This window comes from Vreelandella zhuhanensis (genome assembly GCF_009793355.1).
Classification (GTDB): Bacteria; Pseudomonadota; Gammaproteobacteria; order Pseudomonadales; family Halomonadaceae; genus Vreelandella; species Vreelandella zhuhanensis.
Map to the genome: position 1 here is coordinate 393,263 of NZ_WTKP01000001.1, position 14,544 is coordinate 407,806.

The following is a 14,544-nucleotide window of genomic DNA, read 5'->3' on the forward strand; positions in this document are numbered from 1 at the left end:
GAGCACGGCGGTACCGTGCTCGCGTCAGGCCCATTATGTATGGCGCGATGCAGAGCTTTAGGTGCTCTGATCGACCAAGTCGTCTTCACTCATGCCTTCTTCATTGCCCACCACCTCGAGCTGTTCGAGGAAGAAAGCGCGGGCGGCCTCACCGTCAACACCGCGCTCACCGGCCTCGGCTTCCCACTGCTCCGGCAGGTCCGCCACCATCTGCTGGAAGCGTTCCACTTCTTCGTCAGGCAGCTCGATAAAGGTGTTGCCCTGCTCCTCGGCGAACTCGATGCCGCGCTCGTCCACCACATCCATCATGTAGCCGAACAGGCGGGAAAGCCGCTCGCCCGAGACCTCTTCGATGGCTGTACGATCCTCTTCGGAGAGCGACGCCCAAGTATCGGGGTTGATCACCAGCGAGAAGCTGCCACGGTAGAAGCCACCGGGCATCTGCACGGTGTAGGGCAGCACTTCGGCCAGGCGGAAGCTCTTGAGCCCTTCTAGCGTCAGCATGGCGCCGTCAATGACGCCCTGTGTGGCGGCCTCGTAAGTGCCTGCCGGAGGCAGCGCCACACCGGTGAGATCGAGTGCATTGGAGATGTCGGCCATGGTTCCGCCGCCGATGCGCACGCGCTTGCCGTCAAGATCATCGAGGCTGTCGATCGATTCGTCGAGGTAGAGCGCGCCGGGTCCGTGCACCCCGAGACCAATTACCTCGACGCCGCGGTGCTCACCGGCCTCGGCCAGGTACTCGTTATGGGTGCGCCAGTAGGCCACCGAGGCGTCCTCGGAGGAGAAGTCCTCGAAGGTGGGCAGCTCGGGCAGTTTGGTCAGCTCGAAGCGCCCCGGCATTAGACCATGGAACAGCCAAGTGGCATCGGCCACCCCGTCGGCCACCAACTCCATTTGGGCATCGGGCGGACCCAGGTCGTGGATCACGTTGACGGTGACGCGACCCTCGGTAGCCTCCTCCACCCAACTGCCCCAAGTCGGCCAGACGATGGTATTGACGCCGTGATTAGGCCCCGCCCAAGTGCTGACCTGCAGCTCGGTGGCGGCGGTGGCGCCTTGGAAGGCCCCTAGGGTCATCAGGGCGGAGACTGTCGTCAGTGTTGCCAATTTTTTCATTGTTGATTTCCTTTGTTATTCACTTCAGGTTTGGCGTACGCCTCGGGCCGTTTTGATTATCGTCGGTATTAGAGAGAGAGCACCAGGCGCTTGTCCTTGGCGCGCGAACAGCAGGCCATCATACGGTCATTGGCGTCGCGCTCGGTACGGCTGAGCACCAGGTCACGGTGATCGATGTGGCCCTCGACCACAGCCACTTCGCAGGTACCACACAGGCCTTCGCAGCAGTCGCTAGGCACATCCACGCCGGCCGCCGTTAGCGCCTCGAGCAGGGTCTGATCGTTGCCGACCTGTACCGTCAGGTCGGAGTCCGCAAGCACCGCTTCGAAGGCATGTTCGTTCGCGGGATCAAGGATGCTGGAGCGGGCGGTGAAATGCTCAACATGCAACGTTCCCTCGGGCCAATTCACCGCCAGCGTCTCGAGCGCCTCCAGCATGCGCTCCGGGCCGCAGGAGTAGACCTGCTCACCCTCGGATAGCCCGCCCAGTACCCTTGGCAGGTCGAGTCGACAGCCTTCGTCTCCCGCATGGACAGTCAGCGCTGCGCCGTGGTCACGCTCGACCCTATCAAGAAAGGCCATGGTTCGCCGCCCGGCGCCGCAATAGTGAAGCGTATAGGGCTTGCCGAGCGCCTTGAGCCGATCGGCCATGGCAAGGATCGGTGTGATACCAATACCACCGGCAATCAGGGTATAGCGCGTTGCCGTCTCGTCCAGATGGAAGTGGTTCTTGGGGCCGGCAATATGCAGCACATCACCTGGTTTGACGGTGTCGTGGAAATGTACCGAGCCGCCGCGCCCCTCTGGCTCGCGCAGGATGGCGAAGGACAGGCGGCTACGATCCCCGCGTGTCCCGCATATCGAGTAGTAACGACGCCACTCGCCGGAGACCAGCTCGACATGCGAGCCGGGGGACCAGTCGGGCAGATCACGTCCATGTGGATCGACCAGATCAATGCGGATTACCGCCTCGGCCTCGCGTTCCACCTCGGTGACCACGACCCGGCGCAGGATGTCATCCTTGATAGGCGCACCAATATGGAAATGCGTGGGGTTCTCCAGCACCGAGCGGGTGCGCCGTTCAGGATTCTGTGCCGGCTCCCATTCCACCCACAGCGACGTGGCCCCCCGGAACGAGGTATTGGGCAGATACTCGAACGTCTGGTCCTCGACCAGATGCACATGCGGTAGACGTCGGACAAATTCATCGAGGATGACACGCATCTCCATCCGGGCGATGTTCTTGCCCATGCACTGGTGCGCACCGTAGCCGAAGGTCAAGTGCTCCGCTGCGTTATGGCGGTAGATATCGAAGTCGTCGGGATTCTCGAAGTGGCTCTGATCCCGGTTGGCCGACGCCTGCACGATCAGCAGCTTGCCACCCTTAGGAATCTTCTCTCCACCCACGATAGTGTCGTCGGTAGCGATACGACGCCAGGCCACGACCGAGCCGGCAACACGCAGACACTCCTCGATCGCGCTGGGAATCAGCGCGGGGTTCTCACAGATATCGTTCCAGGATTCACGGTTCGATAGCAAGGTACGAAAGGCATTGGTGGTGGCGAAGGCGGTAGTTTCATGCGCAGCCACCAGGATCGCCATCATCATCGAGCGCAGGTAGCTCTCCGGGACGATGGCGGGATGCACCTTGTGCATGCGGATCGAATCGTACATCCAACCCTCGCCGGTAGGCTCGGCATACATGCGGTCGAGGATATCCTGAGCCGTCTTCCAGAACCGGCCGACATCCTCGGCAATCTGAAGCTGCTGCTCCGGAGAGGGGCGGCCCCAGGTATTAAGCGTATGAGCGACAGAGAACTTGCGAAGCTCCTTGGCGTCTTCATGGGGTACGCCAAGGAAGCGCAGTGCGACGGTCATGGGAATTTCCCGAAACATCTCACCCACCAGATCCGCACGTCCCTTATCGATGAAGAGATCCATATAGTCACGCACCAACTCACGTACCCATGCCTCGTGCTGTTCGAGATTCTCGGGCAGAAAGGCATCCATCAGCAGGCGGCGGCGTTCCATGTGGTCCGGTTCATCCTCGTTGACCATGGTGCGGCGCATTGCGAAACCGTAGCTCTCGAGGATTTTCGTTGCCTCGGGTGGTGCCGGAGTGAGCTTCTCCAACGCGATGGATGGCGAGAAGGTAATGTTGTCGCGAAATACCGCCTTCACGTCATCAAAGCGGCTCACGACCCAATAGCCAAGCTTGGGGCTGAAGAACACCGGCTCCTGCTCACGGGACCAGCGCAGCGCCTCGGCGGGGTCGAGCTGGTAGGACGCGCCGAAGGGGTCGAAGGCGGCCGCCTCGGGCGAGACCGGGCAGCCGGTAGGCGACTTCATCGTCACCTGATCGTCGGCATGACCTGGCTGATGAAAAGGGCAGCCTTCTGCCATGGTCTCGGGTTGATGAGAGGATATCGTCATGATGGCTCCAAGGTACGGTCTGCTTGCCAGGGCTTTTTTTATTGTTACTTTTATCGCACACTTAAAATCGTTTAGCGCACATATGCAAAATAGGCGAAGTCACCTACGCCGTCAATACATGCCTGCGGCCGTATGCACTGCGCCATGCTTGCCGATCACTAACCATCCACGTTGTTACGTCAGCACGAGGGGCACCACCGATGTCTTCCACCCTGCAAACCCTGGATCGCGGCCTGCTCGCCCTGGAAATCGTCTCCGAGCATAAAGAGGGCATCACCATCGCCGGGCTCGCCGAACAGCTGGGAGTGCACCGGGCTATCGCCTACCGCATCGTCACCACCCTCGAGGCACACGCCCTGCTCACCCGTACTCCCGAGGGTCCTGTGCGGCTGGGCGCCGGCATCACTCTGCTCGCCTCACGCTTCGAACCGCAGCTGCACGCCGTGGCGCAGCCGCTGTTAAAAACACTAGCCAAAGCGACTCGCGCCACCGCCTTCGTCTCCATCGCCCAGGGAAAGGAGTGCGTGGTGACGCTGGTCGCCGAGCCCGACGAGGGGATGCTGCGGGTGAGCTATCGAGTCGGCAGCCGCCATCCGCTGACCCAAGGCGCAGCTGGCATTGCGATCCTGGCTGGGAGAACCCCGCAGGATGATGACAGTCCCGAGGTATGCCAGGCCCGCGCCGAAGGCTACAGCCTCACCCGCGGACAATTACAGCGCGGAGCCGTGGGAGTAGCCAGCCCCATCGTTACCGCTCGTCTGCGCGCGGGGATCGAAGCCTGCGTCGGGGTGGTGGCGATGGATGATCTGGATACCGAGAGGGCGATCCGAGAGGTGAAGGCCTCCGCCAGACAGCTGGTCGAACTGATTGGGCAATAGGCAAAAGCGACAGGTGGAAAATCTTGAGTTTTGTAGCGATCAACGGATCATCGCCACGGATGGAGGCGAGAGGTCGCAGTCTGAGCTCTGACACTCACCTTTCTTTATCTAAGCGGAATCGCGGGAAAATTTTCCGGTTTTCCTCGCTATGTAATTCTGGCGTCCCTGGCAGGAGTCGAACCTGCGACCTGCCGCTTAGGAGGCGGCTGCTCTATCCTACTGAGCTACAGGGACTTAGGCGGGCGGGTAGTATAACTTCTTGCCCTCTCCAGGCCAACCACTGCCTTAGATCCAGCCAAGCAGGCTCAATCCGAAAATCCCCAAGGTAACCGTGAGACTGGCCATCAAGGTGGTGAGCGCAATGATGTTGGCCGCAAGCGCTGAATTGCCCCCCATCGCTTTCACCATCACGAAGCTTGCCGCTGCCGTCGGGCTGGCAAAGAACAGGAACAACAGCCCTAACTCGCGCCCCGAAAAGCCATACAGCCGGGCGGCGATGGTGGCCACTATCGGCAGCACCAGCATCTTCATGCCGGCGGCGCTGAACGCCACTGCCTGGCCTTTGCGCACCTCTCTAACCGAGAGCGTGGCACCGATACAAATCAGTGCCAGCGGTAGCGTCAGGGAAGCAAAATAATCGCCGGAGGTCATCAGCCAACTAGGCAATGGAATTTCCCAGGCGGTAAAGGGAAGCGCCACCAGCACTGCCAGAATCAAGGGATTTTTCACCAGGCTATATGACAGGCTGCGCCAATTCGTGGACTGCTCAGGCTGGTAACTGGAAAGCACGATTACCGAGAGAATGTTAAACATCAAAATCACCACTCCCAAGAGCAAGCTACCTGTCGAAAGCCCATAGTTGCCATACATGCCCGCCGCTAGCGCCAGCCCCACCACGCCGCAATTTCCACGAAATGCGCCTTGCACATAGACGCCTCTGTCAGCCGCGGGCACTCGATAATGCGCCCAACCCCAACTCAGCAGGAACTGGCCTAGCGTGGCAAAAGCAAAGAACAGCAACAGCTCCACATCCAGAGCCACCTGAAGGTCCGCCTTTATCAGGCTCAGAAAAATTAGTGCCGGCAATGTTCCCTTGAATACCAAGGTCGAAGCGGTGGACACAAAGGCGCCATCAATCCAACCTAATTTTTTAAGCCCCAGCCCGATAAACACCATGGCAAATACCGGTAGAGTGATATCCAAAGTACGAGAAAAAAGTTCGACCAGGCTCATCAATAAGCTCTCGCGCAAGTAAGCAAAATGCCATACTCTACCGTTCGCTCAGCTTTGTCGACAGGCTAGACAGTACCTGCAACTTAATGGAAAGTAGGCAAAAACATGCACGCTACTGCACAGGCTTCGTATGCTCCCGGCATCTTTTCATCCAATGAGCCCCAGCGATTACAGGCATTTAATCAAGCCATCGACCACCAGCAAGCTTTCAGCGATACCTACCAAGTGAATGCACCCACGAATCATGCGGCGCGTTTATCTGCACCGCAAGATGACAGCGGCGGTTGATAACCAGCGTGGGAGATTTCACCGTGCCAAGAAAATGGCGCTGGCGCACCGCCTTGATGGCGACGTCGTGCCATAGCCACTCGTTGCTATCCCAGAGTTTGAGGCTTGCTGTAGTGAAGCCATCATCAAACTTGGCCAGTTGCCCGCGATACATCACTGGATAACAGCCCGCGACCGGGTTAAAGCGTGGCGGCTTGGCATCGCGCCGCTTGCGGTCACCCGACTGCCAGCCTTGGCGAACGCTATCAGCCTGCCCTTCACCATCGAAGGCCAGCGGCTGAAAGTCACCACGAGTAGCGATATCACTCATTATCCGCAAGACAGTGCCGACCCTAACACCTTGATTCGCTGGCAACATCTTGAACGTGGCTTACTTCCTCCCCACTTGTTATTCCTGGAAATCCTCGAATCCGCCACGCTGCAAGCCGAACATTGATGATGAGCTGGGCATTACCTAGACCAGCTTGCGCGGTATGCTGACATCCCAGTTTCGAGAACAGACACGCAGCTCTCCCTCGTAGGCATCCAGCGTGGCATGCACTATAAACTCCTTCGAATTAGAGGTAAGTATCGTCCGGGTGACGGTTCTAACCTCCCAGTCACCGCGCTTTAATGAACGATCCCAACGTGCCTCCCCCACCACACTGTCGAAGTCGTCGTCTTTCGAACGGTAGCACTCCACTGCTTTGGTCTGCACTTCAAGACCCGAGTCTTCCAGACGGATGGTCCCATTGTCATTGATCACTTCAAGCGTAGAGGAATCCTCGGCCAAGTCACGATGCACATACCAGTTGTGATGGTCGGGCTCGAGACGCTTCGCCGGAATCGTGGGAGCGGCTTCGGCTTCTTCAAAGGCCAGTTGCTTATCCTCCGCCCGTGGCGTTCTTACCGGTAATTCCAGAGTGCTATCGCGTTCTATTACCGAAAGACGAACATGTTCGGGGGGTGGCCAGGCAAGCGGCCAATAGGAGGTGGAAACCGATAGACGCAATCGATGACCGCCCGGAAATACCTGAGCCACATCATTGAACTTGACCCGCACAGTATAATGGCGGCCGGGCTCAAGCGGTGCTGGTGACTCATGGCTTTCTCGGTGTGTCAGGTTGAGCAAGCCGTAGGTCACGCGCGTGGCCTTGTCATCGGGGGCAACATTGGAAAGGCGCACCGCCACCATGGCCACTGGGCGATCCACCGAAAATGCCAGTTCAAATACCGGCGCACCCATGATTTCCAGGTTCTTCTCCAAGGGTGGGCTCTCAAAGATCAAGGCTCCCCCGTCTTCTTCACGCTGGTCATGGGCCAAATCAGGCCCTGCCGCATACGAGCACCACTTGCCAGCGAATAGCCCACAGCTCAACGGCGACTGTACGGTCAACGCCGCTTTTTCATCCGTTCGGGTGCCGTCGAGAGACAATGCTTTTTGTGCCAACGGCAAACGCCAAGTAGTAATATCAGAAGAAGGCCAGCTCGGCTCCATCACCCAGCGACCGGGGCGGCAGCTGTAACTGGTGGTGGGTGGAATGCTGTCCTGCATCCAGACCCTGACTGCCGGGTCTTCCTTGACGCCGGTTTCTTCGCCCTTAAGCCATTGATCCCACCAGCGCAGGCATTCCTGCAAGAAGCCGATAGCCGGACCGGGCTCGCCCAGATGTGGGTACTTATGGCTCCATGGCCCGATCAACCCTTTGCATAAGCCAGGCATGTTTGCTACCAGCCGCTTGACGGCATTCGAATAGCCGTCCGCCCAGCCACTCACTGCCAGTACGGGCGTTTCTACCTTCGAAAAGTCTTCGCAGATAGAGCCATGCTTCCAGAAAGCGTCCCGGTGAGGATGCTTGAGCCAGTTGATCAACCAAGGGTCGTTGCCCTCCAGGCGCTCATGCCACATTTCACGCCAGGCATCTCCGACCACCGAGGGGTCGGGAGGCAATGAATTATAGGCGAACATGGTGGATGCCCAGGAAAGGTTATCCCCCAGCAGACAGCCCCCCATGTAATGCACATCATCGGCATAACGATCATCGGTAGAACAGACGCTGACTACCGCCTTGAGCGCGGAAGGCTGCCGGGCGGCAAGCTGCAAGCCGTTGAACCCGCCCCAGGAAATGCCGATCATTCCGACACGCCCGGTGCACCAGGGCTGATTTTCCAGCCAGCGAAGGATTTCCTCCCCGTCGAGCAGTTCCTGCTCCAGGTATTCGTCTTTCAGCAAGCCCCCGGAATCACCGCTGCCCCGTAAGTCGACGCGAATCGAGGCATAGCCGTGCCCGGCAAAATAATGGTGATGCATGGCGTCTCGCCGCGCGGATCCGTCGCGCAGGCGATACGGAATATACTCGAGAATCGCCGACACCGGCCGCTCATCGGCGTCTTCCGGTAGCCACAGGCGCGCATTGAGTTGGACCCCGTCACTCATGGGAATCCATACCGGGTCACGGCACTCAACGCGACGGGGAAAGTCAGTTACCTCTTTCATTGAGCTTTCTCCTGCTATAACGGCTCGATATCAAACGTCAACATATCGCGACACTGTTCAATCCGCTCTTCCAGGTCGTCTCGATTCTCGGCGCCGATAAACAGCACCCCAAGCTCATAAGAATAAGAATCCTGGTGAAAAAGCTCCGACAGGCGCACGCCTTCGCGTACATTGAGAGAGAAAATCGTGCCCGGAAATGCTTGTCTGACCCGTTCGATTTCCTCTTCCGAGGGTACTCGACGGACAATGCCATCCTCGAAAACCCGCAGCATCTGTTTGGCCGCCAACGGGTAGCGGCCCTCACCGCGAGGCATGCGCGGCGTGATGCCTATCCCCAGATCAACCATCACCTGAAAATGCGGTGCACCATCCACTAACTGGAAGATCGCTGCATGCGAGCGCGATAAACGCGAATTGATCTCCAGGAGCCAGAGCTTGTCATTCTCTTGGTCATGGTAGAATTCAATATTGAAGGGGGCGTTATCGTAACCAATCTGGGTAATCACCCGCCGGGCATAGTCGATGATCCGTTGCTGGACGTCATCGGGAAGCGCAGAGGGATACTCGTAACGCAGCAACACCGAGCGGTGACCCTTCCGCACAGAATCAATCATTCCGGTCACCTGGATCTCGCCATTTTGCACGAAGCCTTCCAAGGTGCATTGCCAGCCAGCGGAGATAATCCCTTCGGCGATACATTGATTCCCCGATACCGGCGCGATGTCATCAGGCAAGTCGAGATATTTCATCACCTGATTCAACGGCTTCCCGAAACTTCCGATACCTTTGCGGATGGTGGGTAGCACGGATTCAAGCTGCTCGGCATTTTCGATCAGAAAGCCGAGGTATGACGAGTGCGCCTTCACGGGCTTTATCCAGAACGGATAGTCAATCTCGATGGTATCGACAGCATTTTCATCGAAGGGGTCGACCGCCTGAAACGGCGGCACGCAGTCCGGCACAGCCTTGGACTGCTCAAGACGACTCCAATACTTATGCTCACATTTTAACACTGCCTCCAGCGAGGGCCCCGGTAGTCCCAAGTTCTCTCGCAATATCGGGAGTAAGGCGCTGGTAGGAAAATCCCAGTAACCCACGATGGCATCCACCACGCCGGAAAAATCTTCCAGCTCCCGCCTGGCATCTGCTACCAGCTGATCGAAATCATATTCGGCGGCATGAGCCACTTCATCCAGTGGCAATAGGCCACGGAAATGGTAGTCCTCCACATGGCGCAGATTGGGCAATAATTCCTTGCCTAAGTCGTCATATCCCACTACGAAAACATTCCAGGTCATGTTGCCTCCATACTGCTGGTAAGCTCAGATAGTTTTTCCGCTTATATTTCTACTTACCTTGTATTTTAAAAGTAGACGGCTTCGCTGTTCTATTCAAAGCAGGAAAAAGTCAGGCTGGCTAACCTGAGACCGTGAATGGCCCATATCCCAGACAAAGAGGCGATAAGATGAAGCGACTCTTCTCGATACCCGTCGTAATGGTAACGATTACCCTGGCCGGTTGCTTGTCGCAAATCGCTCGACAACACCCCGGGCCGGGTACCGAGAAGGCGCGCATGGAAAAGCAGCAGGTCATCGCTGAAGATGGCTACCGGCTCCCCTTGCATCATTGGCCAGATGAAGATCTATCGAATAAGTGGCAAACAGAGAAAAATCGTGCCGGCGAAGCAAAAACACAGCCACGAGCGGTGGTGTTGGGAATACATGGTTTCAACGATCATGGAGGTAGTTTTTCGATACTCGCCGACGCCTTAACGCCTCATGGGATCGAGGTCTATGCTTACGACCAGCGCGGCTTCGGCGCTACCCGGCAACGGGGCATCTGGCCCGGACACCGACGCCTGGTTGACGATGCCACGCTGGTTGCCGAGCTGCTACGCAAGCGCCATCCCGACGCTCCACTCTACCTGGTCGGTGAGAGCATGGGAGCGGCGGTGACTATTCTGGCACTGAGCCGTGACGATGCTCCGCCGGTGGCGGGTAGCGTCTTGATTGCTCCGGCGGTTTGGGGGTGGGAGGCAATGCCCTGGTATCAGCGCCTGGGGCTGTGGTTAGGCGTACGCCTATTTCCGTCAATGCGTTTTTCCGGTGACTGGGTACGCAACTTGGGTATCGAGCCCACCGACGACCCCGAAATCAAGCGCAAGCTGGCTGAAGATCCACTGATACTGCGCCATGCCCGCGTCGATACATTGCATGGGCTAACCCACACCATGGATAAAGCGCTCAAGCGCGCATCGGACCTACCTCCTCCGGCCCTGATTCTTTACGGTGACGCCGATGACATCATTCCACCGCAAGCGATCTGCGCTCTTCTCGCCCAGCTACCGGAGCGAGACGGGTTTCGGATCGCATTTTATCCTGAGGGTTATCATATGCTGACGCGCTACACCCAGCGCGAGCGTACCGAGATGGATATGCTTGCCTGGTTGCTAAACCCCGAGGCCTCACTGCCCTCTGGCCATGAAGTGACCCAGGACGAAGCCTATCAAGCACTATGCGAGAATTGATTAGCGAGTGAATTCGCATTCAACACAAGGCAGCACGCCGCTCAGGGCGGCTGCCCATCTTGCCAAGTCGCGCTTGTAGCTGGGAAAGCCTGTCCTTCTCGCTTGTCGCGGCGGCCTCCAGAACCGTATGGGCCCAGCCGGGCAGATCGGGGGCTAGGCGGTAATACACCCACTGCCCTTCGCGTTCATCGAGCAACAGGCCGCAGTTGCGCAACTGCGCAAGATGCCGCGAGACCTTAGGCTGGGACTCCTGCAGCACGTGGGTCATTTCACAGACGCATAGCTGCTCTTCGTGACGAATCAACAAGGTCAGCATCAAGCGAGTTTCGTCGCTCAGGCATTTAAAAAAACGGAAAGTGGTTACCACGCGGGGATTCTCCTGCCTCATCAAGGGTCAACAGCCAGAAACGATAATCTACGCGAAGCGGCCACGGCTCGGTAGTCACTTGACCGTTATCTATCGTCAGTCACTTGAAATTTATTTACAGGGTTTCGGAAACAGCTTTTTCGGCACCCAATAAAGGTATCCCACCATGCCAAGCAATTCGACCAACGATTGAAACACCACCACGATCACGGTCATTTCGAACCCCGCAGGCAAGGCCAGGGCGATGGGTAACACCACGAAGGAATTGCGCGTCCCCAAGCTGAACGCCAGCACGCGTCCCTGCGCGACAGGTAAGCGAAAAAGCCACGCCAAGCCCCTCGCAAGAAACCCGGCTCCCAGCAAGAAGAGGCTGAAAACCAGCGCCAAGCGAGGTAGCTGTGTCGTTGCTTCCAGGACAGTATTCACCTGCGTCAAGGCGATGATTCCCACCACCGTCCCCAGCAGCGGTACCGGCAGCCACCCCAGCCGTGTCAACCATTTTGCTCGTTCAGCGCTTCGTTCAGGGTGTCGTCCAGCCGCCGCCCAGCACTGAGTCAGGAACGCCAACCCCAGGGGCACCAGGATCACTAGCGCAAATGCTTGAAAGGTGTCTGCCAGGGCGAGGTCCAACGCAATATCGCTCCCGACTAACCATCCCAGGTAAAATGGTAGCAACATCAGCTGAAGCAAGAGACTCAAGGGGGCGAAGGCAATCGCATGCCGGGTATCCCCGCCGCCCAACTGGCTGAACGTTATGAACCAGTCGGTGCAAGGCACCAGCAACACCAGCCCAACACCCAGGCGCAAGGCGGGGTCGTCCGGCACCAGCCAAAAAAGTGCCGCAACCACGAATGGCAGGCACACAAAATTGCCCACCAGAGCGGCCGCGAAAAAATTGCGGTCCCTGAAGGCAGCGGCCAATCGAATCAAGGGGATTTGGCTAAAGGTAATGTAGAGCAAGGCAGCCAGTAACGGCCATAACAAAGCATCAAAAGCGTCAGGCACCTGAAAGACAGCACCAAGGGACAGCCCGACGGCAATCGCGAGAAGGTAAACGATAACTTGGTAACGTTCGAGAAGCGCCAGAGGCATCACATCAGAAAAGCGGGATTAGCCACAGAAAGGGACGTACATGTCACGTTGGCTCCTCGAGCAGGACTCGAACCTGCGACCCAATGATTAACAGTCATTTGCTCTACCAACTGAGCTATCGAGGAATTATGCTGACGTGAACTAGACTTGCTGTTAAGCGACTTGCAGAAAAATGCGGTGCTTGGCTCCTCGAGCAGGACTCGAACCTGCGACCCAATGATTAACAGTCATTTGCTCTACCAACTGAGCTATCGAGGAATTATGCTGACGTGAACTAGACTTGCTGTTAAGCGACTTGCAGAAAAATGCGGTGCTTGGCTCCTCGAGCAGGACTCGAACCTGCGACCCAATGATTAACAGTCATTTGCTCTACCAACTGAGCTATCGAGGAACAATGGAATCCGCATCATGTGCTGTTGAAATTGGCTCCCCGAGCAGGACTCGAACCTGCGACCCAATGATTAACAGTCATTTGCTCTACCAACTGAGCTATCGGGGATCTGCCTTAAGCACGGTGCGTAGTATACGTATTGTAGCCTGGAGGTCAAGCCTCATTGACCTCGAATGCTGGCCCCCTATCGCCCCTGTCCGTATAATAGCGCATCTCCATATCAGTGGCGAAAAGCCACCCGAATCCTGGTTGACGGCCTGCTGCCAAAAGCAGGCAAATTCATCACTCGTCCTTTGACGACTCACAGACGACAGGTACCGATGGCGAAGAAGCTCTTCATCAAAACGCACGGCTGCCAAATGAACGAGTACGATTCCTCCCGTATGGCGGATCTACTCGGCGTATCCCATCAGCTTGAGTTGACCGATAACGAGCGGGAAGCCGATGTCATTCTGCTGAATACGTGCTCGATTCGTGAAAAAGCCCAGGAAAAGGTCTTTCACCAACTAGGGCGCTGGAAAAAGCTCAAGGACGCCAATCCGGATCTAGTAATCGGTGTGGGCGGCTGCGTGGCCAGCCAGGAAGGCGAGGCACTGCGCAAGCGCGCCCCTCACGTGGATATGGTCTTCGGCCCGCAAACCCTGCACCGAGTGCCTTCGATGCTCGATGCTCGGCGCAATAATCAAATTGCCGCCGTGGATGTCACCTTCCCCGAGATCGAAAAATTCGATCACTTGCCCAAGCCCTCTTCCGATGGAGCCACGGCATTCGTCTCGGTGATGGAAGGCTGTTCCAAGTATTGCACCTTCTGCGTGGTGCCCTATACCCGCGGGGAAGAAGTCTCTCGCCCCTTTGAAGCCGTGATGGATGAAGTCATTCACCTGGCTGACCAGGGCGTGCGCGAGATCAATCTTCTGGGCCAGAACGTGAATGCCTATTGCGGCGAAAACCTTGTCGGTGACGAAATCGACCTTGCCGAATTGATTGCTTGCGTCGCCGCCGTTGATGGCATCGACCGGGTACGCTTCACCACCTCTCACCCGGTGGAGTTCACCGACAGTCTGATAGACGCTTATGGCGAGATCCCCGAACTGGTCGGCCACTTGCATCTGCCGGTGCAATCCGGCTCCGACCGTATCCTCAGCGCAATGAAGCGCGGCCACACCACTGAAGAATACGTCGACAAGATGGAGCGTATCCGCGAGCAACGCCCGGATATCAGCTTTTCATCGGACTTCATCATCGGCTTTCCCGGGGAAACCGAAGAAGATTTCGAAGCGACCATGGACCTGATCCACCGTATCGGTTTCGATCACTCCTTCAGCTTCGTGTATTCCGCACGCCCCGGCACGCCGGCGGCGGCATTACCGGACGACACCCCGGAAAGCGTCAAGAAGCAGCGCCTGGCGATTCTGCAGGACCGAATTATTCAGCAAAGCATGCAGATCAGCCGGCGCATGGTGGGTAGTACCCAGCGCGTACTGGTGAGTGGCTTTTCTCCACGCGATCCGGGGCAGCTTTCCGGACGCACGGAAAACAACCGCGTGGTCAATTTTCGCGCCGCCAACCCGACCGAAATGATCGGTTATTTTGTCGATGTGCAAATCACCGAGGCGTTGCCCAACTCATTGCGTGGTGAGCTTGCCTCTCCTGAGCGCTATTGATCAATCAGCATGATTGCCCCGGCACCCGCCGGGGCAGTAAGCTGAGTGTCACATACACCAACTTACGGGTTTCCTTG

General features: G+C 57.4%; 11 protein-coding genes and 5 tRNA genes. 3 read left to right on the plus strand and 13 right to left on the minus strand.

The window, feature by feature from the left end; all coding sequences use genetic code 11:
* Positions 1 to 57: 57 nt before the first annotated feature.
* Together GPM19_RS01770 and GPM19_RS01775 are read right to left on the minus strand one after the other, a co-directional pair.
* A complete protein-coding gene (locus GPM19_RS01770) occupies positions 58 to 1,119 on the minus strand; it encodes a TRAP transporter substrate-binding protein (RefSeq protein WP_160417153.1) in 1,062 nt (353 codons plus the stop codon).
* Between the two features lie 68 nt (positions 1,120 to 1,187).
* Positions 1,188 to 3,551, minus strand: a complete 2,364-nt coding sequence (locus GPM19_RS01775; RefSeq protein ID WP_202114627.1) for a cytochrome P450/oxidoreductase — start codon at positions 3,549 to 3,551, stop codon at positions 1,188 to 1,190.
* Between the two features lie 200 nt (positions 3,552 to 3,751).
* Between GPM19_RS01775 and GPM19_RS01780 the strand changes: the two genes are divergently transcribed.
* Positions 3,752 to 4,429 carry an IclR family transcriptional regulator gene (locus tag GPM19_RS01780; protein ID WP_160417154.1) on the plus strand — a complete coding sequence of 226 codons (678 nt, stop codon included), beginning with the start codon at positions 3,752 to 3,754 and terminating at the stop codon, positions 4,427 to 4,429.
* A gap of 157 nt (positions 4,430 to 4,586) precedes the next feature.
* On the opposite strand, the gene GPM19_RS01785 is transcribed toward GPM19_RS01780, so the two are convergent.
* The 5 genes from GPM19_RS01785 to GPM19_RS01805 all read right to left on the minus strand — a co-directional run bounded on the left by GPM19_RS01785 (position 4,587) and on the right by GPM19_RS01805 (position 9,724).
* Positions 4,587 to 4,663 (minus strand) — tRNA-Arg (locus GPM19_RS01785).
* A gap of 51 nt (positions 4,664 to 4,714) precedes the next feature.
* Positions 4,715 to 5,662: an AEC family transporter gene (locus GPM19_RS01790; RefSeq protein WP_160417155.1), complete on the minus strand. Its 948-nt coding sequence runs from the start codon at positions 5,660 to 5,662 to the stop codon at positions 4,715 to 4,717.
* 208 nt (positions 5,663 to 5,870) lie between these two features.
* On the minus strand, positions 5,871 to 6,260 hold the full coding sequence (locus tag GPM19_RS01795) for a hypothetical protein (protein WP_227842050.1): 390 nt from the start codon (positions 6,258 to 6,260) through the stop codon (positions 5,871 to 5,873).
* A gap of 144 nt (positions 6,261 to 6,404) precedes the next feature.
* On the minus strand, positions 6,405 to 8,426 hold the full coding sequence (locus GPM19_RS01800; RefSeq protein WP_160417156.1) for a CocE/NonD family hydrolase: 2,022 nt from the start codon (positions 8,424 to 8,426) through the stop codon (positions 6,405 to 6,407).
* A gap of 14 nt (positions 8,427 to 8,440) precedes the next feature.
* Entirely contained in the window at positions 8,441 to 9,724 is a 1,284-nt protein-coding gene (locus GPM19_RS01805) for an ATP-binding protein (protein ID WP_160417157.1), read from the minus strand.
* 167 nt (positions 9,725 to 9,891) lie between these two features.
* Between GPM19_RS01805 and GPM19_RS01810 the strand changes: the two genes are divergently transcribed.
* The gene (locus tag GPM19_RS01810) at positions 9,892 to 10,953 is read left to right on the plus strand and encodes an alpha/beta hydrolase (RefSeq protein WP_160417158.1); all 1,062 of its coding nucleotides are present in this window, start codon (positions 9,892 to 9,894) and stop codon (positions 10,951 to 10,953) included.
* Positions 10,954 to 10,972: 19 nt separating this feature from the next.
* Here the strand turns inward: GPM19_RS01810 and GPM19_RS01815 are convergent, their stop codons facing one another.
* The 6 genes from GPM19_RS01815 to GPM19_RS01840 form a co-directional block, all read right to left on the minus strand.
* Positions 10,973 to 11,341: a metalloregulator ArsR/SmtB family transcription factor gene (locus GPM19_RS01815; RefSeq protein ID WP_160417159.1), complete on the minus strand. Its 369-nt coding sequence runs from the start codon at positions 11,339 to 11,341 to the stop codon at positions 10,973 to 10,975.
* A gap of 90 nt (positions 11,342 to 11,431) precedes the next feature.
* Positions 11,432 to 12,412: an arsenic resistance protein gene (locus GPM19_RS01820; RefSeq protein WP_160417160.1), complete on the minus strand. Its 981-nt coding sequence runs from the start codon at positions 12,410 to 12,412 to the stop codon at positions 11,432 to 11,434.
* Positions 12,413 to 12,461: 49 nt separating this feature from the next.
* Positions 12,462 to 12,537 (minus strand) — tRNA-Asn (locus GPM19_RS01825).
* 57 nt (positions 12,538 to 12,594) lie between these two features.
* Positions 12,595 to 12,670, minus strand: a tRNA-Asn gene (locus GPM19_RS01830).
* Positions 12,671 to 12,727: 57 nt separating this feature from the next.
* A tRNA-Asn gene (locus GPM19_RS01835) sits at positions 12,728 to 12,803 on the minus strand.
* A 32-nt stretch (positions 12,804 to 12,835) separates the two neighbouring features.
* Positions 12,836 to 12,911 (minus strand) — tRNA-Asn (locus tag GPM19_RS01840).
* Positions 12,912 to 13,123: 212 nt separating this feature from the next.
* Between GPM19_RS01840 and miaB the strand changes: the two genes are divergently transcribed.
* A complete protein-coding gene (gene miaB, locus GPM19_RS01845) occupies positions 13,124 to 14,467 on the plus strand; it encodes a tRNA (N6-isopentenyl adenosine(37)-C2)-methylthiotransferase MiaB (protein ID WP_160417161.1) in 1,344 nt (447 codons plus the stop codon).
* The last annotated feature ends 77 nt before the right edge of the window (positions 14,468 to 14,544 follow it).